Source organism: Citrobacter sp. Cb028, assembly GCF_030336705.1.
GTDB classification, from domain to species: domain Bacteria; phylum Pseudomonadota; class Gammaproteobacteria; order Enterobacterales; family Enterobacteriaceae; genus Citrobacter; species Citrobacter braakii.
Genome location: NZ_JAOWCZ010000031.1, coordinates 115,771 through 139,171, shown reverse-complemented (window position 1 = coordinate 139,171; position 23,401 = coordinate 115,771). Strand labels below are relative to the sequence as shown.

Annotated in this window: 19 protein-coding genes; 2 read left to right on the top strand and 17 right to left on the bottom strand. The window is 52.4% G+C overall.

Annotated features, from left to right (window positions below):
• Positions 1-44 precede the first annotated feature (44 nt).
• The 7 genes from OGV75_RS08165 to OGV75_RS08135 form a co-directional block, all read right to left on the bottom strand.
• Entirely contained in the window at positions 45-1,427 is a 1,383-nt protein-coding gene (locus OGV75_RS08165) for an amidohydrolase family protein (protein ID WP_080859174.1), read from the bottom strand.
• Positions 1,428-1,439: 12 nt separating this feature from the next.
• Complete coding sequence (locus OGV75_RS08160) at positions 1,440-2,390, bottom strand: carbamate kinase family protein (RefSeq protein WP_047499340.1); 951 nt, start codon at positions 2,388-2,390, stop codon at positions 1,440-1,442.
• Positions 2,391-2,416: 26 nt separating this feature from the next.
• Positions 2,417-3,967 (bottom strand): permease family protein, encoded by a 1,551-nt coding sequence (locus OGV75_RS08155; RefSeq protein WP_172860673.1) that lies wholly within the window; start codon positions 3,965-3,967, stop codon positions 2,417-2,419.
• A 116-nt stretch (positions 3,968-4,083) separates the two neighbouring features.
• Positions 4,084-5,502 (bottom strand): YlbE family protein, encoded by a 1,419-nt coding sequence (locus tag OGV75_RS08150; protein WP_286480529.1) that lies wholly within the window; start codon positions 5,500-5,502, stop codon positions 4,084-4,086.
• On the bottom strand, positions 5,502-7,049 hold the full coding sequence (gene fdrA, locus OGV75_RS08145) for an acyl-CoA synthetase FdrA (RefSeq protein WP_016157393.1): 1,548 nt from the start codon (positions 7,047-7,049) through the stop codon (positions 5,502-5,504). Before fdrA ends, OGV75_RS08150 begins: the two co-directional genes overlap by 1 nt.
• Positions 7,027-7,872: an oxamate carbamoyltransferase subunit AllH family protein gene (locus OGV75_RS08140; RefSeq protein WP_502873970.1), complete on the bottom strand. Its 846-nt coding sequence runs from the start codon at positions 7,870-7,872 to the stop codon at positions 7,027-7,029. The genes fdrA and OGV75_RS08140 overlap by 23 nt, the downstream gene beginning before the upstream one ends.
• A gap of 69 nt (positions 7,873-7,941) precedes the next feature.
• Positions 7,942-8,547: an ankyrin repeat domain-containing protein gene (locus OGV75_RS08135; protein ID WP_016157395.1), complete on the bottom strand. Its 606-nt coding sequence runs from the start codon at positions 8,545-8,547 to the stop codon at positions 7,942-7,944.
• A 391-nt stretch (positions 8,548-8,938) separates the two neighbouring features.
• On the opposite strand from OGV75_RS08135, the gene OGV75_RS08130 reads away from it, so the two are divergent.
• Positions 8,939-9,868: a LysR substrate-binding domain-containing protein gene (locus OGV75_RS08130; RefSeq protein ID WP_046276120.1), complete on the top strand. Its 930-nt coding sequence runs from the start codon at positions 8,939-8,941 to the stop codon at positions 9,866-9,868.
• Between the two features lie 42 nt (positions 9,869-9,910).
• Here OGV75_RS08130 and OGV75_RS08125 read toward each other — a convergent pair whose 3' ends face one another.
• The 6 genes from OGV75_RS08125 to pgaA all read right to left on the bottom strand — a co-directional run bounded on the left by OGV75_RS08125 (position 9,911) and on the right by pgaA (position 16,835).
• Positions 9,911-10,183 carry a GNAT family N-acetyltransferase gene (locus OGV75_RS08125; protein ID WP_016157396.1) on the bottom strand — a complete coding sequence of 91 codons (273 nt, stop codon included), beginning with the start codon at positions 10,181-10,183 and terminating at the stop codon, positions 9,911-9,913.
• An 11-nt stretch (positions 10,184-10,194) separates the two neighbouring features.
• Positions 10,195-10,425 (bottom strand): 4Fe-4S mono-cluster protein YjdI, encoded by a 231-nt coding sequence (gene yjdI / locus OGV75_RS08120; RefSeq protein WP_016154303.1) that lies wholly within the window; start codon positions 10,423-10,425, stop codon positions 10,195-10,197.
• A gap of 82 nt (positions 10,426-10,507) precedes the next feature.
• Complete coding sequence (gene pgaD / locus OGV75_RS08115) at positions 10,508-11,014, bottom strand: poly-beta-1,6-N-acetyl-D-glucosamine biosynthesis protein PgaD (protein WP_016154304.1); 507 nt, start codon at positions 11,012-11,014, stop codon at positions 10,508-10,510.
• Positions 11,011-12,345, bottom strand: coding sequence for a poly-beta-1,6-N-acetyl-D-glucosamine synthase (gene pgaC, locus OGV75_RS08110; RefSeq protein ID WP_016154305.1), 1,335 nt, complete (start codon positions 12,343-12,345; stop codon positions 11,011-11,013). Before pgaC ends, pgaD begins: the two co-directional genes overlap by 4 nt.
• Positions 12,342-14,363: a poly-beta-1,6-N-acetyl-D-glucosamine N-deacetylase PgaB gene (gene pgaB, locus OGV75_RS08105; protein ID WP_101700194.1), complete on the bottom strand. Its 2,022-nt coding sequence runs from the start codon at positions 14,361-14,363 to the stop codon at positions 12,342-12,344. The genes pgaC and pgaB overlap by 4 nt, the downstream gene beginning before the upstream one ends.
• Before the next feature lie 9 nt (positions 14,364-14,372).
• Complete coding sequence (gene pgaA, locus OGV75_RS08100; RefSeq protein ID WP_353622579.1) at positions 14,373-16,835, bottom strand: poly-beta-1,6 N-acetyl-D-glucosamine export porin PgaA; 2,463 nt, start codon at positions 16,833-16,835, stop codon at positions 14,373-14,375.
• 949 nt (positions 16,836-17,784) lie between these two features.
• Between pgaA and OGV75_RS08095 the strand changes: the two genes are divergently transcribed.
• Positions 17,785-18,321 carry a GNAT family N-acetyltransferase gene (locus OGV75_RS08095; protein WP_047414402.1) on the top strand — a complete coding sequence of 179 codons (537 nt, stop codon included), beginning with the start codon at positions 17,785-17,787 and terminating at the stop codon, positions 18,319-18,321.
• A gap of 228 nt (positions 18,322-18,549) precedes the next feature.
• Here OGV75_RS08095 and vexE read toward each other — a convergent pair whose 3' ends face one another.
• From vexE to vexB, 4 genes are read right to left on the bottom strand one after another with little or no spacing between them, the layout of a single operon-like run.
• Positions 18,550-20,532, bottom strand: a complete 1,983-nt coding sequence (gene vexE / locus OGV75_RS08090; protein WP_286480528.1) for a Vi polysaccharide transport protein VexE — start codon at positions 20,530-20,532, stop codon at positions 18,550-18,552.
• A 19-nt stretch (positions 20,533-20,551) separates the two neighbouring features.
• On the bottom strand, positions 20,552-21,856 hold the full coding sequence (gene vexD, locus OGV75_RS08085) for a Vi polysaccharide ABC transporter inner membrane protein VexD (RefSeq protein WP_080859181.1): 1,305 nt from the start codon (positions 21,854-21,856) through the stop codon (positions 20,552-20,554).
• 22 nt (positions 21,857-21,878) lie between these two features.
• The gene (gene vexC, locus OGV75_RS08080; RefSeq protein WP_046276114.1) at positions 21,879-22,574 is read right to left on the bottom strand and encodes a Vi polysaccharide ABC transporter ATP-binding protein VexC; all 696 of its coding nucleotides are present in this window, start codon (positions 22,572-22,574) and stop codon (positions 21,879-21,881) included.
• Between the two features lie 25 nt (positions 22,575-22,599).
• On the bottom strand, positions 22,600-23,394 hold the full coding sequence (gene vexB, locus OGV75_RS08075; RefSeq protein ID WP_016157404.1) for a Vi polysaccharide ABC transporter inner membrane protein VexB: 795 nt from the start codon (positions 23,392-23,394) through the stop codon (positions 22,600-22,602).
• Positions 23,395-23,401: the final 7 nt, after the last annotated feature.

Genomic DNA, 23,401 nt, shown 5'->3' with positions numbered 1-23,401 from the left:
GAGCAGAGAGCGCAGCAGCGATTGCCGCTGCGCATCAAACCAGGCTAGCTTGCGACGTTCCCCCACACCAGTTGGCCTTTATGGAAGGTCGCGGTGCGTGGGGAGATTCGCGCGACCGCTTCCGCTGAGCAGGAGGCATCCACCAGTACAAAGCTGGCTTCATCCTGCGCCTTCGGCCAGACGCGCTCACCTTTATCGTTAAGCGGCAGCACATCGCCGGTGGCGAGGAACAGCGCTCGCGACAGGTTGAGTTCATTGGGACGAATATACAGCTGCGCGTACAGGTTCGCCTTCTCCAGCATGTCTCCAAGCCCGTACGGCGACCAATGGTCAATCACACTGTCAGTCCCGGTAATCACTTCCACGCCTTTGTCACGCAGCTGCTTGAGCGGCATATGCAAGGTTCCGATCGGCACCGTCGAGGCAATGGTAATCTGCTGCGCCGCCATGCGGCTCGCCAGCGCATCCACCTGCTGTTCGTTCAGCGTTGCCAGCGCAAATGCGTGGCTGATGGTCAGTTTGCCCTTCAACTGCGGCGTTTTCTCCACCGTTTCCACCATGTAATTCACCGCCGCAACGCCCGCCGGGCTGGTTTCATGCAGATGGATATCCACGCCTTTATCGTAATCCAGCGCAATCTGGAACATGGTGTCGAGGGATTTTTCCATCGCCCCATCCACGCTGGTTGGGTCCAGACCGCCGACGTAATGCGCCCCCGCCTGCATTGCTTCACGCATCAACGGTTCAGACTTCGATAACAGCAGGCCATGCTGCGGAAACGCCACGATTTCACAGGCAAAACCCGGCTGGCGACGCGCCAGCACCGCCTGCAGATTTTCCAGGTTTTTCAGCCCGGAAACCGGTTCGATATTGCAGTGGCTGCGGGCGATCGAGGTGCCTTTTGATTGCAGCAGATCGATGAGCTTTTCCGCGCGCTCCTGCGTGTAAGGCTGGAGTTCAGGCAGCAGTTTTTGCTCAAGGCGGATCATATCCTGAATGGTGGTGCCAGCTGGGCGATTCAGCGAACGCCAGGGACCGCCGTAAAAGGTTTTATCCAGATGGATGTGCATGTCGCGCATGGCGGGCAGCATCAGCTTTCCACCCGCATCGTAGTGCGGCAGCGTCGCATCCGGATGCTGCTTATTCTCACGCAGTGCAACAATTTTCCCGTCCTGAATTTCAACGGTTTGCAGCGCGGTATGGGTATGCACCACCACCGAGTTTTCGTAATCAAACCCCGCTTCCAGCAGGACGTTATCCAGGTAATAGTGCTTATCGTTAATCGTCATTGTGCTCTTCGCCCCGCAGGTGTTCCCGACAGGATTAGCAGCATACGCGACCGGAGCCACTGCGCCAAACAGCGCGGCAGCGGTGACCATTTTTCCGCTCTGACTTAAAAACTCACGGCGGCTGTTACTTTCCTTCATTCACATTTCCTCTCAGGAATGGACAATATGGGTGCCCGTTTCGCCGCGCAGTGCGGCCGGCAGGCATTCCGGCGTGGTGATGATCACTCGCTTACCGCCACGCGCCAGGAACGCCAGACTGGCAACGATTTTGGGTAACATGCTCCCCGGCGGGAAATGTCCCTCCTGCATGTAACGGGTCATCGTTGCGACATCCACCGTATCCAGCGCCTGCTGGTTGGGTTTGCCAAAATGAATACAGACCTGTTCGACGCCGGTGGTGATCACCAGAATGTCAGCGCGGATCTCCTGCGCCAGCAGAGCCGTGGAGAGATCTTTATCAATCACCGCATCCACGCTCTGATAATCCCCCTGATCGCTACGCACCACCGGGATCCCACCGCCCCCCGCGCCAATCACCACAAAACCTTGCTGGGTCAGCGTTTTGATCGCCTCAGCCTCGACAATACGCTTCGGTTCCGGAGAGGCGACGACCCGGCGGTAGCCGCGTCCCGAATCTTCAACAAAGCGCCAGCCCGGATTGACCCGCTGCAGTTCATCGCGCTGCGCTTCGCTAAAGAACGCGCCGATAGGCTTGGTCGGGTTAGCGAAGCCCGGATCGTTTTTGTCGACCTCCACCTGCGTGACCACCGTAACCGCCTTCTGCTCACCGCGCCGCGCCAGGCGGTTGTTCAGCGCCTGTTGGATCAGATAGCCGATCCCGCCCTGCGTATCGGCGACGCAGTTTGCCAGCGGGGTGAGCGGCAACCCTTCACGCTCATGCGCGATTTCCGCACGCCGTAGATCCAGCCCCACCTGCGGCCCGTTTCCGTGCGTCAGCACAATGTTGTAGTCCGATGCCAACATCTCCAGCACCGTGTCCGCCACCGCTTTCACCGCTTCAGCCTGGTGCTCAATCGACTGGCTGGCGTTATCTTTGATAATGCTGTTGCCGCCAATGGCAACGACCACAAGTTCTTTCATAGTGTTATCTTCCGCTTACAGGCGATTCAGGTCGTTTTCGTCGGTTCCTGCTCAGGCGCAGTCACCGCTTCACGGCTATCAAGAACATGCTTGAGGACAAACATGCCGCTCATCATCAGGTAGGCCACAACAAACATCATCGAACTGCCTTCTGCAAAGCCAACCGTCGGAGAGTGGATCACACCAAACAGCGATAACAGCGCGCCAAAAGCTGCGGCAATCGCCCCACGCAGCGGCTTATTCATAATGGCGAAGATAGCGACGCAGCCCCACAGCATACTGGCCAGCGGCGCGCCGCTTCCCAGATGCACCAGCCCATCGTAATAGACACCTTTGCTGTGCAGCAGGTCGCTGCCCAGTTTCCCCGCGGATGTTCCGGCGGCGCCCATCACGCTGTTGACGATGGTCAACGCCCAGTTAGCGATCCACGGGAACAAGCAGATAAAGATAACGGGAACCTCGACTTTGGGCGTCTCTCGCACCACCTGGTTGGCGGTCACCACGCCGATAAACACCAGAATCGGCACTATCGCAGTCATCGGAATAATCGCGAGCATAAACGCCCCCAGCCCAAACAGCGGTACCAGGAACATGGTGATGCCTGAAGCGAGGGTATAACCGATGCTGGCCCCCATCGCTTTCCAGCCCGCATGCCCAACATATACGGTCACCGGGAATGGGTTGCCCAGCATGCAGCCGAGCATGGAGGCAAAACCGTTCGCCATCATGACTTTACGGGTGTTGTACTCATCACCCGCCGCATGCGCACTTTCAATATTCTCAAGGTCAAAAATGTAGTTCGCCAGACCCAGAGGAACCGCAGAAGCCAGGTACGGCAGCGCGTGCGGCAAACCCTGCAGGAAGCTGTCGACATGGATTTCCGGCGGGTTGAAGCCAAAGGAAGACATCGAAGATTTAATGGCTTCCGGGCTTTGCAAACCGGAGATCCACGCCAACGCTGTACCGGCAATCAGCAGCAGCAAACCGGTGGGGATGCGGGCAAAAATCGGCTTCTTACCGAACCAGTTAATGAAGATCAACAACAAGACGATGAAAGAGACGGTCGGCGCTTCAAATGCCTGCAGCATCGGGTTCATCGCCAGCAGCAACAGTCCCAGACCGGACAGACAAGAAAGTAATACCGTACGCGGGATCATCTTGCGGATGGTCTCGCCCAGGAAGGAGCCGCCGACCAGGATCAACGCTTCGACAAAGCACCACACCAGAGCTATCTGGATAGCAAAGTTGGCATCTTTGGTTTGCTGATATACCGGCATTAGCACCAGGAAGGTCACGGTAAAAATTGACGGTGCGCTCGGCCCGGATGGCAGCGCCGTCACGTCTTTACGCCCGGTGTGCTTTGCCATCTGCAGGCCAAACCAGGCGTAGCAGACGCTGGCCACCAGCACCGCCAGACCAAAGGCAGGCGCAATGCGACCATAGACAATTTCGGTAGGGATCCCGACGACAAAAATGAGCAGCCCCATCATTGTCAGCAGGTTAGTCAGGTTGTTGGTCATCAGCCCAAAGTAAGCAGCCCAGTCACCACGTTTCCATTCTAGTTTTATGCTGTTCATGGAATATCCTTAACAGGTTAAGCATCGTTTGCGATCCCGGGGATCGCCCAGCCCTGCAGGTAAGCAACGTTTTTGCTTCGCTACTGTGGGGCTAACAGCGTTAGCCCCGATTGTTGTTATTGGCAGTAGCGGTCGCGCCAGTTGAGGATCGCCTTTTCAAAACAGGCGAACGGCGGATGGACTATTCCGGCGCCGATCATGCCGATCCCCGCATCTTTGTGCGCAATTGCGGTGTTAATCACCGGCAGAATGCCGGTGCTACCCACGCGCGTAATGTCGATAGCGGTCGGTACGCCCATAAAACCAAGTAACGGAATGGTAACGTTGGGGTTTTCGCCGAGAGTGATTTCACGCATCTGGCGAGAGAAATCGACCGCCTCTTCAACCGTACCGCCCACCAGCGCCACGATGGCCGGTGCCGTGGCCATGGCAAAACCGCCGATGCCGTAGGTTTCGGTAATTGCGCTATCACCGATATCACGTCCGGAATCTTCGGGCTTATAGCCCGCAAACATTGGGCCAATCACCTGCTGCGCCGGACCGGTAAACCACTGACCCGGTAAGCCGCTGATGCGCAGACCGAATTCAACGCCGTTACGCGCCATCGTCGTGACTACGGTGCTGTATTCGATCCCGTGTGCGGCGTCCATTGCGGCTTTACACATCGCCATCCAGGTCGGTCCGGAGAAGTAATCGCTGCTGAGGACGAACTCGAATACCTCACGCTGCTGCTCAACCGGATAGCCGGTCTGAATAATCCACGGCGTCAGTGCCTGTATCAGTAGCGCCGTCCCGGCGTTATTGCGGTTATGACACTCATCGCCCATGTGCAGCGCCTGCGCCAGCATCAGGCGCAGATCGATTTCGCCCGCCAGCTTCATGGCGTCGCGCAGCATCGGTCCCATCACATCGCGCATCCAGTTCAGGCGATCGATAACGCTCTGATCGTTCGCGCCCATACGCAGGATCTTCGCCATCTGCTCGCTCATATTGGTATATGCGCGGTTGCCGTAGGTTTTGTTCTCGACGATGTGCATAAACATCGACGCCGACGTCACACCCGCCATCGAACCGACACAGTCATGCTCGTGGCACGGTGAGAAGATGATTTCACCCGAGGCGGCCAGTTCGGCGGCTTCATCCAGATCTTTCGCCAGCCCTTCAAACACCAAAGCCCCGGTGACCGCGCCCTTCATTGCGCCGCACATTTTTTCCCAGCAGATGGGCGGTCCGGCGTGCAGGATGGTGTTGCGGGTCATGCCCGGCACGACGTTGATCGCCTGGTCATAGCCAATCAGCACCGGATGCGACTGGATAATGCGTTCCAGCGCCTGATGGTTAGCGGCAGCGATTTTGTCAGCCAGCGGCGAATCGGCAATTTCGTCCAGTGCGGCCACGACCTGCATGTTGCCCTGGCCCGGCGGCGTCCAGTCGAGCTGGGTCACGGGAACATTCTGCTTTTTCAGGTCATCGCTGAACATCGCGATGCCGACGTTAATCACGTTCAGCGGCTGGTTAAACAGTGTCTGGCTCATCAGGCTTCCTCCCCTTTACAGATAAATTCACGTGCCAGCAATCCGGTATTGGTGCTACTGCTCGCCCAGATCACGCCTGCATCGGTCAGCATCTGGCACTGTTTTTCCAGCGACGGCGTATCGAGATCGGTTCCCAGCACGTAGCCGAGGATCTCAAGCGGACGCCCCTCTGCGGCGGCGATCGCTTTGGCTTCGACGATCGCCTCGATCATCACGCCAACCGGATCTTCATGTGATCCATATCCAAGAACAAAGTCCATAACGATCACGCCGACTTCAGGATCGCGTGCTTCCTGCAACAGACGACTAATGCGGTTGGTTGGATCGATCATCGGGTGCGGTTTACCGTTGGTAAAATCGTCATCTCCGAAATCAAGGAAGGTATGTCCCACGCTGCGGTTGAGATCTGTCAGGCGAAAAGCCGGATCCGGATGAATGTTGCTGTAAACTTCCGCATGTTTTTCCATGGCAGCAAACATCGCCTCATCGCACAGCGTGCCGCCGCAGAATAAGCCGCGAATGTACTTTTGCTGCGGGGTCAGGCGGGCGCGGACCTCTTCAATCAGCGGCCAGTTGAGCGGATGCAGATCGAGGCTCTCTTTTTTCACGCCAGTCAGCAGTACCGCTTTCAGCGCCGCCTCTTTAGTGCCGCGTGCAAACAGCAGACCGTTTTCATCCGCAGGCGCGGCTTCACGTCCGAGGAAACACACCACGACGGGCTTATGGCAGGCGCGCGCACGTTCCAGCACCTTGCGCGCCACTGTTGGCGCAGGAGGTTTGGAGATAAGCGCGATGATCTCGGTTTGCGGATCGGCCTCCAGCATGCCAATCGCGTCAAGCATCATCAGGCCGCCAATCTTTTCGCTCAGATCGCGTCCACCGGTGCCAATCAGTTGGGAAATCCCGCCGCCAAACTCGTGAATGCGTACGCTCAGCTCCTGGCTACCGGTACCGGAGGCGCCAACAATTCCGATGTTGCCGCGACGCACCGCATTGCCAAAACACAGCGCCGCGCCGTTAATAATGGCGGTTCCGCAATCGGGCCCCATCATCAGCAGCCCTTTTTCATGCGCCAGCTGCTTGAGCGCCAGTTCGTCTTCAAGAGAGACGTTGTCAGAGAACAGCATCACGTTGAGGTTATTTTGCAGCGCCTGACGCGCTTCACGCGCGGCAAACAGACCATTGACCGAGATCACCGCCAGGTTGCTGTCAGGAACATGCTTCTTCGCACTGGCAAGCGTGGCATAGCGCGCTTCATGCTGCCCCCCTTGCTCTTTATGCGTAAACAAGTCTTCAATCGCCACCAGCGTCTGATCGTTCGCCGCCTCGCTGGCACCTTTAATGACAATCATCAGGTCGCCACTTTTCGCCTCTTCAAGTTCAGGCGTGAGCAGACCGAGATTCTTCAGTACGCCCTTATTCATTTCTGTCGCCATAGCCACGAACGCCTGCTCAACGCCATCGAGCTTATTTGCGCGTGTGGAGATAGACATCAGTGAGACAGAATCAAAATACGTGTTCTTTTTAACAACTATCCTGATCGACATAATTCCCTCCGGACCTGTGGCTCAGGGCGCAGGCATCCGCCATGCCATACAGCATGTCGCAGCCAGAACTTGAGCCGATATTTTTAATGTCAGTAATATATTGCGTAGAAACGGGTTGTTGCTCAGTAATAATATGGTTCAGCAGCCGTCCGACGCTTTCCCGATAACGTTGATGAAAGGCTTCCTCTAGCGTTATTTTGCTGAGTAGCGTGGTATTATTTCCGGCACGTTGTAAGGCTGCTAAAAAATCATCACGATATTTCCCCAGCGGATGTCCAGGAATAAATAAAATAGTGCTTAAACCCACTAAATAATCATCAGATGAAGGCGTCAAACCAATCCCCAGACCAATTAAATGGCTGACCGCTGTAGAGATATTTTCTCCTGTCTGCAACGCCGCCAGTAATGTTTGCCGGCGACTCAGTAATTGGCGGGTGATTTCCAGATAAAACGGGTTATCACCCTGGTACAGAAATAATGTGTCAGCGCTTCTTAACTGTTGGCGGATAACCTCTTCCCAGCGCAGCCAGCGGATTGCAGCAAAGCTTATTGCATCAGGCCTCCACTGTGGTATGCGCCACGGCAGACAACCGGAAGTTTCTATCCATTTATCGTTGCCAACGGCTATCCCCGATTCGGTAAAACTGACTCTCTCACCGGGGTGAAACAGCTCTTCACAATGCGTCAGCGCCAGCCGACAGCTGTTAGGCGCGTTATCACTACCTTCACTCAGTAACGTCAGCAACCGCTGCTGTTCAGGTATCAACAGGTTTACCGCGCGGGAAAAAACCTGTTCAACCCGTCCCGTTCCCCGGAAAGCCAGAAACGCGCCGTCTGCGGTTAGCGCCCGTACGCATCGCCGTGATGGCGTAGCGATAGTAGCGCTCCTCTGTCAGGCTCCGGCCGCAATCAGCAGCTCGGCAATTTCGTGGTATCCTTTCTCCCGCGCCAGCTCCAGCGGGGTTTTACCGTATTTATCCGTCATGTGCGGGTTTGCGCCATGGTCGAGCAGCAGCTTGACGATTTCCTGCTGTTTCGCGCCGCCGTCATTAAGCACGATGGCTTCCAGTAACGGCGTCCAGCCGACAAAGTTGGTATGATTAACATTGATATCGGTACGCAGCAGCAGTTCGCGCACGATCTCTACATGACCTTTTTCGCTGGCTGGCGTAATACCGACGCCGCCAAAACGGCTCAGGCAATTAAGATCGGGGTTGGCCGGTAATACGGTACGCAGCAGCGTTAAATCGTTAGTCAGACAGCTAATCAGGAATGGATTAAAACAGGTTTGATCCTGTTTATTAATATCGGCACCGGCAGCAATCAATAAAGAAACACAGTCATAATGTTTATTCAGGCTGGCAATAATTATGGCAGTGCGCCCCTGGCGGTTAGTGGCATTAATATCCACATTTTTTGCCAGGCAGGATTTTAATCCATCGGCATCACCCTGCTCTGCCGCCAGCAGAAATTCAGTAATGAGTTCTTTCTCTGACATAATCGCTCTCCTGCAGTTTTTTAGACTTTTTAAATATCCGATAAGCTGAGAATAGCAACAGAGTGCAGAGAATAATATCCGCTTAAATTTCATTCATCGTAAGCGTGTCGATTATTGAATCAAATTTAACAATGAGAACAAAACGTGCTGTAGTGCAATCTTTTCCTTATGACAGAGCCGCTTTTAGCCATTAATCAGTTGTCAGGAAAATCAGGCGTGATGCTACACGGATAGCGGCCTGCAATTAATATACAGAAGTGTGATTGCCTTCAAATCAATTGTAAAACTAGTGTTAAATTCTGTTCAAAACTGATTGCTCTGCATAAGGATTACAAATACATTCAACAATCATCGCGTCGCGGATGTGCGTTTGTCGCCGGAGGGGAGGAAGATGAATTCAATTTTTACCGAGGAAAATCTGCTGGCATTTACGATGGCAGCCCGCTACAGCAGCTTCAGCAAGGCGGCTGAGGAACTTGGCTTAACCACATCAGCAATTAGTTACACCATTAAGCGCATGGAGGTGGGGCTCGACGTGGTGCTGTTTACCCGCAGTACCCGCAGCATTGAGCTGACCGAGTCCGGACGCTATCTGTTTCGCAAGGCGACCGACCTGCTCAACGATTTCCACGCCATCAAGCGCAGTATTGATACCATTGCTCAGGGCATTGAAGCCCGGGTACGCATCTGTATTAATCAACTGTTGTATACCCCTCAACATACGGCACGACTGCTGCAGGTACTCAAGAAACAGTTTCCAACCTGCCAGATAACCGTCACCACCGAGGTGTATAACGGCGTCTGGGATTCGATCATTAACAACCTCGCCAACATCGCTATCGGCGCGCCGGATACGTTACTGGACGGCGGGGGGATTGATTACACCGAGATCGGCGCGATCCGTTGGTCGTTTGCGATCGCCCCGGATCATCCGCTGGCTTTTATGCCTGAACCGATTTCTGAGAGCCAGCTGCGCCTGTACCCGAACATCATGGTGGAAGACACCGCCCACACCATCAACAAGAAGGTCGGCTGGCTGTTACACGGACAGGAGTCGATTCTGGTTCCTGATTTTAATACCAAATGCCAGTGCCAGATCCTGGGTGAGGGCATCGGTTTTCTGCCGGACTATATGGTGCGCGAGGCGATGGAAAAGTCGTTGCTGGTCACGCGGCAGATCCACAACCCGCGTCAGGATTCACGGATGCTGCTGGCGACCCAGCATTCGGCCACCGGTCGTGTAACCCAGTGGATTAAAAAAGAGTTTGGCCCACAAGGGGTATTGACGGGAATTTATCAGGATTTGCTGCATCGGGAGTGATGCGCCGGACGGCGGTCATGCCTTCCGGCGTACGTAAGATTATCAGGCGCGAATATCGTCATACTCGCGGGTTTTATCAAACTCATGTTTGGCAAAAGGGCACAGCGGAATAACTTTGCGGTTTTCGGCGCGCATTTTCTCCACCACCTTCGCCACCAGCAGTTTACCGACCCCCTGGCCTTTCAGACTGGGGTCGACATCGGTATGTTCAATGATGCTCAGATGCTCACCCGTCGGCACGAAGACAATCTCGGCAACCTGATTGCCTTCGGCATCGTTAACATAAAATTTGTTGTGGCCTGCAAGAATTTCCATGGTCCCCTCACTCATTTCTGGCGATATTTCAGCGCACCGCTCGGACAGGTATCAATCACTTTAATGACCGTCGCGACATCCACTTCATCCGGAATGATCCACGGTTTACGCTTCAGGTTAAAAAGCGCTGCGCTTCCCCGCACGCAGTTGCCCGAATGTTGACATATCGCCGTATTGAAGTAGACGTCAATCTTCTCGCCGGTATAGGCCCGGTAACCGGCATCCAGTAGTTCCTTATCCACGACATTGCCTCGCATTTTTTTATTGTCTGGGTCTAATCATAGACCTGTGCGAGGCTGAAGGAAGCAGCTGAAAGTAGAAATATCACTCAGGCCTTTTCTGCAACAACGGCTGCGGCTCTGGCGGCAAATACTCCAGCATCGCAGGCGTCGGCGGCGGTAGACGGTTATCGGCGATATCCCTGTCCACATCGATATGACTGATTTCACCACTTTCATGATGGTGAACCGTCAGCACCCGCGCTTTGTTCAGCTCTGTCACCAGTTCCCGGGTAATACGTAAACTTTCCGCCAGCTCATGATCTTCCAGTCCGGGCCTGCGACTGCGACGTTCCACCCGAAAACGAAACTGGTTGTACTTCGCCCAACCAATCAGCACCAGTCCGTTGACCAGCGCGACAAGGATGTAAAACGTGACCGTATCCAGCGTGGTGAAAAAGGGTCGCACGCCTATATAAGGTGAGTGCGCCAGAGCGGTGATCAGCCCTTTATAGATCAAATATAAAAAGCCAACCCAGGCAAAAAGCGTTAACAGCACGTCAATGATGCGCGGCAGCAAACGCTGCTCCGTAAAGATCAGCGGCTGGCTCATGATTCGATCCTCCCAATTCCACGATCGGGACTCACCCAACGCGCCCTGCCGCGTTTGCGTTTGAGCATTACTTTCGGGAAAGCGACCAGCGTGGTGAACAGGCTTAGCATCCAGTACACCACCGGGAACCAGATAATCCAGAACAACGACGCGCCAATGCCTTTTTCATAGCGCCGCTCAATCATCAGACTCACCGCAAACTGCAGCAAGCACACCACGCCGAGGATTAGCCCAGTAAAGGCCGGCGGGAACAGATGTTGTACATACAGCGAGTCCGGCATCGGGATCATCAGCCCTAACAGGAACAGCACGATACTGATCGCATAGGCAAACGCCCAGGTGGTAGAAAAACAGAACTCAAAAAACAGCGGCCACATACGGCGATATTCCCATGACCACAGGCGGCGCATGTTCACGATAAACACCTCCGCACCGCCTTGCGCCCAGCGCAGTCGCTGCTTCCATAGCCCTCTTAACGTTTCAGGCATCAGGATCCAGCACAGTGCGCGCGGTTCAAAGAATATCGACCAGTGGCGCAATTGCAGCTTCCAACTGATATCGATGTCTTCGGTGATCATGTCCGGGCTCCAGTAACCGACCTCGGCCAGCGCGCGACGACGAAACGCAGCAACCACGCCGGAAACGGTAAAGATCTGCCCATAAACTCGCTGAGTGCGCTTAATCAAGCCGATAATGGAAGAAAACTCCCCGACCTGCACCCGACCGATTAAGGTGGAGCGGGTTCGAATACGTGGGTTCCCGGTCACCGCACCGACGCGCGGGAACTGGATCAGCGGCGCCACAATATAGGCAACGGCATCACGGTCCAGTAACGCATCGCCATCAATACACACCAGGTAATCACTGCGCGCCGCTGCTGCCCCGGTCTTGAGCGCCAGCGCTTTGCCCTGGTTTTCAGCCAGATGAATCACCCGCAGACTGGGGTATTCCACCGCCAGTTGTTCCAGCACGTCGTGGGTGTCATCCGTTGAACCATCGTTGATGGCAATCACTTCAATATTTTTATATCGCTGCGCCAGCGCGGCCTCAATGGTTTCGCGCGCATTGATCCCTTCGTTAAAACAGGGGATCAGAATGGAAACCAGCGGATTCCCCTCCAGCGTCGGTGGCGGTGTGTCATCTCCCCATTTCCAGTGACGCTCACGGTAGAACCAGAAATAGACCCCGCCGCTTATCCACAAAGCAGACATAAACAAGGGCCAGAAGAAGACGAAGTTCAACATCACTTCACCTGTAAAGATGACCGCCACGCCAAACGGCAGGCTGAACATCAGGCAAAGTATCAGGAAAGCAATTATGCGATCGGTCATTTTTGCGGGTACCAGTATGAGGAGAACGTCGAGCGAATCTCTGACATCTCAGGTTTGTCGCTGATGAAATCATCCGGGTAATAGCCGTAGTTACCTGCACCGCTTAATTTCAGCTGGCGCATCCATTCGGCTATTTGTTTTCCGCTGATTTCAGCCTCGTCCCCGGATTTACGCCAGTCTCGTGCCTGTAGTTCAAACACGGTTTTGTCCAGCGCGCCGGGCGTTTGTGCAACGGCATTCACTAATCTGTCGAGCCAGGCGTTGGCATCATTAGCCGGGATCTGCTCCATGAAAGGCATCGCCATTGGTGCCGTCCAGTCATAAGTATTGAGGAAATCATTCAGGTTCTGCGCAAACCAGGCTTCACTCTCCGGCTCCAGTACCGGCATCGCGTAAATATTGCGCGCCGTTTGCACCTGCGGACCGCGAATATTACGCACCGCCTGAGTCAGTTGTTTGGTGAAGTCGATCAGCATCTTACTTTTCAGTCGCGTCCAGCGCTCGAACGCCTGTGGATTGCTACGGATTTGCTCAATGCTTCCGGGAAGCCCTGCGGCGCGGTAGGCAGCCAACGCCTCCGGTGACGCGTCTTCAAAGTCCGTCAGGAAAGCATCGTCATGGAACAAAATCCCTTTGAAGCTGGCGTGTTTGGCCAGGTCTTCATAGATTTCAGTGATGCGCTGACGCGCTTCGCTGCTCCAGGGGGACAGACGGACATAGTTCTCGCGGTTGATCGCTGTACGTCCCGTTTTCGGATCCCAGGCGGTTACGCGTGGGATGGAAGCGTCGAGATCGAAAGCCAGAACCGGCATCCAGGCATACACCGTCACCCCTGCCCGCGTTTGTAACTGCCAGGAGATATAGTTAAAGAGGTCGGCACGCATCGGCAGCCAGCGGTTAGGGAAATAGAGCTCGCGAATATTTCCGTCACCCTGCGGATCGGCGTAGGCCTGCAGGAAGACATGAGAAATACGCATGTCATAAACGCGCTGGATAAGTTTGTCGATGTTTCGCTTCTGCTGAGCAGGGTCCTTGTCATACACGTAATCCAGATCGACATGCATCACGCGCATCGTCTGCGGTTCACGTACCTGAGCGACCTGGCTGGCAAAGCGCTTAAGAGAGGGGTTATCAGAGATTAGCACGCGCGGGATGTCATCAAGAAACGCGGCATTCGCCAACCCTTCGTTGAGCGTGAAGGCCATCTTATAGCCATGCTCTTTAGCCAGGTTTAACGTTGTGCCATTGGCCGCACCGTAAGGCCAGACCCACGCGCGCGGTGATTTCCCGGTCACCGATTTGATCTTGTTGGTGATGAGAGAGATATCCGCGTTTATACGGCGCGTGTACTGTTCATCCGTTTCGTAAGTGCCGGTTTTCTTATCATACAGGCGGTTCGCCACCGCCGGTTCTTTACTTCCCTGCGGGTTGGCTTGTGCACCGAAATGCGAATTCCAGGTGTGCGCACCGACTTCCACCAACGGTGATTTGCCCATCTCTTCGACCATTTTCCAGGTGGCGAATTTATCTCGCGCCGTCATTAAGCCGCCAAAATCGACTTTTTTGTTGGCGGGAGCATCAACCCAACTCCCCACCGGCGCCCAAAGCGCAGGCCAGTTGTAGGCTTTCAGCAGCGGCCAGACGCGGGTATAAAAACTGCTATATCCGTCATCAAAGGTGAGTAAGACCGCTTTTTCTGGCAACACGATTTTACCGTCATGGGCGTCCAGGATTTGCTGCACGCTGATCGGGTTATAGCCATTATCACGCAGCCAGGCCATTTGGTCGCTCAACGCGCTGGTGCGCACAGAAAGATAGCGCTGGTCGGCGGCACCATCCTCGACATCGTGGTAGCCGAGCACCAGGAAGCTATTTTTCGGCCACGGATGATCCGCCGTCAGCGGCGTTCTCTCTGCGGGAGGAACGTAGCGAGGCGTTGTATTGTGCGCACTACTGCACGCGGTAATCATCAACCAGCCAGCGATTAATGCGCTAAGCCACAGGCATCTTTTCAGCATGAACAATCCTTAAAACCTGACATTTAAATCGAAAGCGAGGGAGATATTCCGCTCACGTTTACCGTCGTAGGGGCGTTTATCCCAAATCAGCATCACCCCGCCATCTACGACGTTGTTCCATTTGAGCCGTTGTCCGTATCCCACCTGAACGATGGCACCAGCGTCCTGGCCTTGCTGCCAATAGCCACCTACGCCAGCCAGACCTTGCTGCGTCCACACGGTGTCATAATGGCGGTAAAGAACCTGCTCCGCGCTCAGACCCGGTACCACGGAAAAATCACTCTTCGGGTTGTAATACGGCACATTCTCTTTGGTGTTGGTGCTCCCGCCGATACCCGGGGTAAAGTCCAGGGTGAAGCGCGGCGTTGTCCACATGCGCTCTTTTCCGCTGAGTCCGTATTCGATGCGATCGTTACCATCTGAGAAATGTGATGCGGCAAACGACAGTTGATATTCACGTCGTTCGTTTTGATACCAGCGAATAAACATATCGCCGCCGTTGGCATACACGCCGCTACGCAGCGCGCGCAGTGGCGTATTACGCGACAAGCGCTCGGCCGAACCGCCTACGCGCCAGTTGTCATTGAAGTCATGCCAGCCGGAAAGACGACCGCCAATTTTCTGACCATCGCCATAATTTCTGCCAGAGACTTCCATTTCTGCCCAGTAGTCGCGGGAAGTCCATTCCGCCCCCGCAGCCAGATCGCGGCTGATGCCTTTACCTTCCCCAAATTCGCCAGTAGCAAAGTTGAATCCAGTAAACAATCGCCAGTTGTCGTTAATTGGCGGACTGTAAATGGCAGTATTGATGTTGAAGTCATTCTTACCGCTGACCGGGCTATCGGACGAGATCCCTTGTGTGCCGCTAATGCGCACTTCCGACATTTTGTGGACATCACGAATACGCGCGAGGCGCAGCGTCGCTTCATCATCCGGGCTACGAGCGATGACATCATCCGTCAGTTCATCGGCCTGCCTCCATTCCTGGAGATCCAACGCAACATAAGCCTGCTGACGTTCCAGTTCCAGGTTACTTGGCTCAATCACTTCCGCCAGCTTCAGCTCTTTCTCCGCCGCATGCGGCAAGCCACGTGCTTCAAGAACGGAGGCATAAGATATGCGCAGCCCCTGGTTACCTGAACCTGTTCGCGCCAGATGCTCTGCGAGCTTTTCAGCCTCAGGTAGTTCATTGGCAGCAATATAATATTGCGTCAGCATCGACTGTCCGAGCAGCCAGTTATCGTTAGGCTGCGGCGTTGGCGAACCATAGATGCGTCGCAGGTACGGACTCTCTTTGATTAAGTTTTCGGCCTGTTTTTTAGCGGCATCAAAGTTTTCATTATCGATATGCGCGTAGAACAGATCCTGTTGATCCTCAGGGCCAAGCGGCGTAACGGGAATCGGTCCATTCGGGTAGTAGATGCTCATCAGCATCGCTTCGGTTTTTTCTGGCTGGCGTTCGCTTAACCATGCCGATGCTACCCAGCGTTTTGCGTAGTTTGGCACTTCGCCGCTCGCAGAAAGCGATTCGTATTCCTTAATCACTTCAGACGTTCGCTTACGAACCAGCAAAGCCCCCATGCGGTCAATTCTCGCCCGACGGACATCATTCTGCGCGGACGGCTCATCCTTCCAGGCAGCCAGCAACTGGTCATAGCGGGCCAGCGCTTTATCCGCCACGATAAACCGCTCTTCTTCATTACGTGCGGACGTATAGGAGGAACGTACCATTTCGGCGGCCGCATCAAGCTCAAGGCGGCGCTTCACAGGATCTGCCGTAGGCACTACCTCCGCCATATTTAAGGCGGGCCCGGAAACACGGTTTGCTGACAGAGCAGACAGCAGCGTAGATTTTGCATTTTTGTTGCCAGGATCAACGTCATCCGCCTGGCTGGCAACCAACAGCGCGTCCCAGTTTTTTCCCTGAGAATGATATACGTAGGCAAGTAGTGCATCGGAGTCAGCACCCGGATGTGCCTGTGCCCATTTATTCGCTTCAGTAAGGGCTTGCTGATTGTAGCGAGCATCTGCCAACGTCATTATCCAGCCGGTGCGTACGTCAACGTTGTCAGGCTCTTCCTGTAAAACGCTTTCCCATACCGCCAATGAATCATTCCAGTTTTTCTGGTTACGGTACGCACGTGCAGCGGCGACTTTGCCGCGTGCAGGCACATCCATCTGCCCACGATAGCGCTGCCAGATTTCAATAGTGGCTTTATCGTTGTTATCAACCCAACTGGAAACTTGCAGCCAGTCGGCAACCTGATTTGGCGTTAGCGCGCTTTGCTTTCCCTGATCCTCTAGATAACGCAATAACGGTGCACTATTACCACCCCGCGCTTCAATAACCAAAGCGTCATAATCTGATGTCGCTGCAGAGATTTGCATAGGGAAAAGAACGCTTGCCGTAAATAAACAGCTTAAAGACTTAAAACGTTTAATGAAGTTGGCATGTCGACGCATACTTAACATATCTGCCCTTATAACTTACATCAGAGTAAAAATAAGCGTTTTCAATATATTACAGTCGGTTACTAACGATACCCGACCATGTAAGATGCACTGCCGCTTATTTTGCAATAGGGTTATGAAGCAATTAACTCTTTCGTCTTATTGACTACCCGCGCCTCGCCCTCTAATCGTGGGAAAGCAGGCGTAAACTCGAAAATTTTATCACTCAGCGTAGTTCGTGGCTATGCGATACGAAAACTCTTAGACAAAAAAGTATTTTAGACTAAATAATCCTAATACTCTTGGGATTGAATTCTGGATTTAGATTAAGTTTGCATGACGAAACCTTGTGACGATGATAACTATTGCTGGTTGGCATAGCTACACCGCGCAACTGTTTGCATGGTAACTATTGTGTGCGGATAGAGAAAGTTCTGATAATAATGCCCCTGATAACAACAAAGATAACAATGTAAATAATATAACCTAATTTTAAGTTTCGAACAGGGTCGATAAAATGAAATTAAAGGTACAGTCATAAGCAGAACTAAGTACAGTAAAAACTCAATAAAATCAAATAACTTCTTGACCTATCCTTGAAATCTACCAAAATTGGTATTTTGGTATCCGCCATAATACGTGCGCGAAGAATTGTGCATTGCTCAACTCGCTAAAGTATTTACCAACCTTGCGTATTATTGACAGTATCAACCACACCCCCTTTACCCTTACAATTTGAAAGCTTATTTACATTGAAAATAATTTATATACCCTAAATAATTCGAGTTACATGAAGACGGCAAGTGAGTAAATCCCCAGGAGTTTAGCGAACCATGTGACTGAAGTGAGCTAGCGTAGCCAAGGTACATGCAGCTTAAAGAATGACGGGTATAGACGCATAATTTTTTGCACTTACCTTCTCTCCAGCCTTTGAGGTAATTTGGACAAAGATGCCAATGGGAGCTGGTCAATGAAAATCGTTAACGCTGAAAAAAAACACATCCCCGCCATACGCGATATCTACGCCCATCATGTTATTCACGGTACCGGCAGCTTTGAAACTGACCCGCCGGATACCCGCGAGATGCAGGATCGTCTGGAAAAAATCCGCAGTCTGGGACTGCCGTGGGTTGTCGCATTGCAAGAAGATAAGGTCATCGGGTATTGCTATCTCACCCGCTACCGCGAGCGTTATGCCTATCGCTATACCCTCGAAGATTCGATTTATATTGACCCGACGGCACAGCGTCAGGGGGTGGGAAAAGCGTTGCTACGCCATGTAATTGAGTGGGCTGAAACGCAGGGTTATCGGCAGTTGATCGCTATCGTCGGCGACAGCAATAATCAGGGATCGCTGAAAGTCCATCAGCAGGCCGGATTTACGAAAATAGGCACGCTGACGAACATTGGATTCAAGCATGGGCTCTGGCTTGATACGGTATTAATGCAACGCAGCCTGGGTACAGGTAACAGTACGCTACCAGCGGATTTCGATGCCGCTATTTAACATCGCTAAGGGATGACTTCAGGATACTGTCTTCTGGTAGCCCTCAGACAAACAGAACCACAATCAGGTATAACGTAGCTATTATATAATTCTCCGTTTTTCAGCTCGTTAGAACGAAAAAAGCACCCGAACGTTAATGAACGGATGCTTTCTAAATCGAATAACTCAGTTTTACTTAGCGGGCGGCCCCGCCTGGTGCGCCAAAGGCATCGCGGGGCAAACATCTTTTCAGCCCGAAGATGATTCATCCCTGCGCGTGATATTTCGCCAAATCCCCCCCGACAGTCTCAGATTTTCAGGCCCGCTATTCAGGATTTGGGTTACACATTTCAGGTAATTGTCTTTCCAGCGCTCAATAAAAGAAGACTGGCTTTCGAACCTCTGCGGATCGACCATTTTCTCCAAAACAAAATGGATGCGCCCGTCTCGCCACACCGGAACACCAAATACGGTGGGTAAGTGCATTTTCCAGGCAAGTCGAGAGCAAAAGGTGGAGTAGGTAATCTGCTGGCCGAAAAAGTCGATAGTCGGCGCGCTCAAATTCAGCGCGCCGTCGATCGCCACAACAAGCGACTGCCCACTATGCAAGGTCTGTATGCAGGCTCTGACCACGTCCGCTTCGCTTTTGTCACTAACCGAAATCAACCGCTCACCATAGCCCCCTTTGAGCACGCCAGGCGTGGAAGCCACCCATTTGCTGTTCATTTCCAGCAAGGAGAGGATCATCGGCCCGGCATACATTGCGCCCATATGAGCCGATACAACAATGCAACCACGCTTATCGAGCTGCAGCCGTTGGAAAAACTGCTCGACATGCGATATATCGGCCAACCGATACATCGGTTCGTCGGCCTGCTCTCCACGGCATTCAAGCCAGTCGAGGAGATAATTATCGGCAAGATACCCCCACTTCGCCCGGCGTTCCCATTCATCGCGCTCGATACCGGACTGTCTGCCGGCAACTTCCCATGCCCAGTCAAGGCGCTCAGGCGGTAGATTAACGGCAGATATTTGCCCATCAAGCGCCAGCAGCCCCTCTTCGAATGACTGAGGCAGATGGCTTGCTCTGGCCTGAATATAGTGCTCAAAGACGCTTTCCGCTTCGCTTGTTTTCCCCGCCTGTAACAACGCCGCCGCGGCATAACGGTTCCATTTACTGGTCGCCCCTTTTTCCCTTGCCAGTTGTACAAACTCATCGCTGGCAGCAGCGTATTGCCCAACCTGGCGCAGTGCTCGGGCATACATGGCTCTGACATAAGGAAGATCAGGATGAGTCGCGAGCGACTGCTGCAGTAACGGAATGGCTTTCTCATTCTGACCCGTTCTGATTAAGGCATCGGCATACAGGGTCACGATCCGTAAATTATCAGGGTTAAAATCCAGGGCATGACGCCAATGCTCAGCGGCTTGAAGCTTCGCTTCCCGGCTGCGGTCGGATTGATAGTAGGCAAGCCCCAGGCTACGACGCAGCGCCGCACCATCCAACCCACGGCCTAATGCGGACTCCCCAGTCTGAGTGGCTTCCTGATATTTACCGACAGCGCACAGCGTATCAACCGCCAGCCCCGCCGACTCCTGGCTTTCTAACACGAAGAAAGGGAGCAATGCGCGGGCCAGGTCATGATCTTCTGGTAGGCGGCTTTTATTTAAGAAACGGAGGCAGGTCTCAATCATATCTCCCCGCGGGGGAGCTTCCTGCGCCTGTGTTCTGGCCAACGAAATTGCCTGTAACTCTTTATCCACCAGCGTCAGGCTGCGCAGATGGAGGGCAAAAATTTTGCTATTGCCCGAAAAAGCGAGCCATGCCCGCTCGGCTAAGTCAGCAACAGTCGCATATTGTTTACTCTTAAGCAGCACGCTTGCGACCAGCAGGACATCCTCCGGCTGGCACACATTCACCGCCAGCAGTTTGTTAACCACCTGTAGTACAGCGTCCCGATGATGTGATGCCAGCGGCGAAATAACCCAGCGTCGCAATAAATCACGGCTATTCTTTGCTGTCAGCACACGGTCGGACAACAAAGTCAGCGCGGCATCTGTTTCATCTTTACGCAAACACGCGATAGCGAAGAGAATAATGTTTTGCTCATTTCCAGCACTATCTCGCACTTTTTCGGGATGCTGACCGAAATAGTGACATAGCCCCTCCCAATCCTCTTGTTTGAGCAGGGTGGTTGGCGATATTTTTTTACATGTAGAGTGCAAGCTCATCGTATTTCCTTACTCCGCCTTATTCACGCATCCGCCTGATGGTTATCAGGAGAGAAGTCACCAGGTACGCGATGCCCAGCAACACGAAGAACAGTAACCACTTTGTTCCATCGGCATAGCGAGTGGTGTCAGACACCACCATCGGTTGAGAAATGATCAGCAAATACCGTCTCTCACGTAGCGCTTGAAGCTTCCCTTGCTGTAAGGTCTGCAAGGCAGATTCCCAGCGTGTTTTGGCGATCTCACTCTGCAGGCGAAGATCTTCAAACAGGGACAGACTTTCTGAAGAACCTTGCGACCCTAACTTATTTGACAGGCGGTTACGTTGTTCGCCGATCTGCTTTTCCAGGACCTTGATTTTGGCCGACAGGCGAGGAATAAGGGGGTTCTGATCCAAACCATTAGCCATTAATTGCGCGTATTCCGCTTTCGCCTCCGCCAACTGCGTTTCAAAGCCAGCAATTAATTGATAAATCGCGGTCACGGTTTCCTGCGGTTCAATATCTTTTTGTATATGCTGTATTTTTAGCAATTCAAGCCGAGCGGCCCCCAGATTCTCCTGGGCCGATTTAACATCGTTTTCCAGCCATAAAATCCGTTCCTGCTGCATCCGCGCTGAAACGGTATTAACGTGCTGTTCAGCAAAAGCCAGAATGCGCTGGGCAAAAAACTCAGCCTGTTTCGCACTCCGCGCCTTGACGTTTAAACGCAGCATGCCCTGTTGAATATCGACAGCAACCGAGACTTTCGATAAATAGTAACGATAAGGATCATCATTAATACCCAGCGGCGCGTGGTAGCGGGAAAATAATGCGATATCGTCTTGCGCGAAATAAGATAAAAAACCGAGCTCTTTTTCCATCCGCTCCATCATTTCTTTCGAAAGTATAAACTCGCGAACCTGAAAGCCCTCCGACATCTCATTGCCTGCACCAAAGAAAGCTGTTCCAGAAAAATTATCCTGGCTGGCATCAGTTTGCACAATAAAGGTGGCATCCGCGCTATAAAAACGCGAAGTTAATAACCACGACATAAGCATAATAACCAGCAGCGGCAAAGCAATATAAAGAAAGAGCCGACGTAGCGATTGTTTGGCTTGCTGAACACGTCGCTCTTTAATAACCAATGACGCTCTACGGACAGAATCAGCATCCGTCGCGGACCACCCGGCGTCTGGGCGATGATGACTTTTCGCATCGGCCGTTTTTTCCGTCTGGCGAAGGGAGCGTTCATCCTCTTTTTGTTGTAGTCGCGAGGCTCGGCTTTCTTCTGCTACCTTCGCCCTTTCCTCTTTCCATTTTTTAATACGTTCTGAATTTTCCACACTCTATCCGTATATTTTCTAATTATATATCAAAGGAATAATCATCAGTTTGAATCGTCGCCTGATTTGACTGATATTGTTCAAAAAGCGCAGATGCCTGTGCTAAATCTTCACACATCGTAATTTTTCCATGCAGCAGTACGCCAAACGCATGACAGTGTTCTTTAATAAGCCGAGGGTTGCGCGTTAGCACAATCAACCCTTTCTGTTGCAGCTCATAAGCTAGTGCCGCCTGCATACGCAACTGTGTGGCATTATCCCCGGTGTACAGCTTGTCATCAGCAATATAAAGGCGACAGGGAAGCAGTAAATTAATGGCAAATGCCAGATGCGCTTTCATCGTGACAGAATATTCACTCACCCTGTCGGTATAGCGCTGTTCAAGCTGGGTCAATTGATAGCAGAAATGTGAAAACTCATCGCCATCCAGGCCATAAAGACTGGCCATCATGCGCGCATTCTCTTCGCCGGTTAACCCCGGCAGAACAAAAGCATTTGCCCCCAGTGGGAGCGCATCACCCCGTAGCCCAATAAAATCCCCTTCATCAGGAGCATCTATACCGCACAGCAATCGGGTTAGCGTCGTTTTGCCTGAACCAGGGGCCGCCAGAATACCGATATGCTCATGGTAATCCATGATAAAATCTGTTTTATCAAGGACCACCCGCGGGCCCTTATCAGACTCAAAATAGCGTGTACAACCTAATAAACCGAACACGAACGCGTCTCTCCTGAAGCTAAAGTCAGTGATTTTCAGTGTCACAAATCAGGTGAAAAATGATGCCCGCGAGGAATAACGTTGCGGAAAATGCCAGAGGGTAAAGAGGTTCAAGGTACAAGGAGTTATACCCCTCAAACATTCCTTCTCTGACTATCTCATTAGCATGAAGTAGAGGGTTCCAGCTGAATATGCTTAATAATGAATAGGGCAATTCATTCGCCGTATAAAAGACAGCTGAAATCAAAAACATCGGTCTTAGCACTACAGGAACGGCTTTGTAGACCAGCGGAAACCGTTCAGACAGTGCGTCACAAAAGTAACCAAACGATAATCCCAGAAGCCATGCGATAACCATCCCTTCAAAAATCAGGATCGGTTTCTGGGCTTCCCAACGGGAAAAGATAAGAAAGTTAATTAATGAAACAATAATATAAATGATAACCGCATTAACAAATTCGACTGCGGCAAGAGCAAAAATCACATGTCTTTTCTTAACCTGCGAGACAACCGCCAACGATGTAAAGAATGAACGGGTGCGCATGGTTGCGGTAATGGTATAACGAAATAACAGATACGGTAATATACCTGCAATAACAAAGCTGATATCGTCAGTGAATATTGGCACGATGCGATTTAAATATTGAAAAGAAATAACGGTAATGGTTATCCATACCAATGGTACGGCCAGCACCATCATATAGTTTAGCAAATTACCGTTATAGCGTGTTTTGATATCGCGTGACATTAACAAAATGATTAACTCACAGACGGTAATGAGTTTCATAAAATAATAAGTATTATTTTTCAAAATATTCATATGGCGA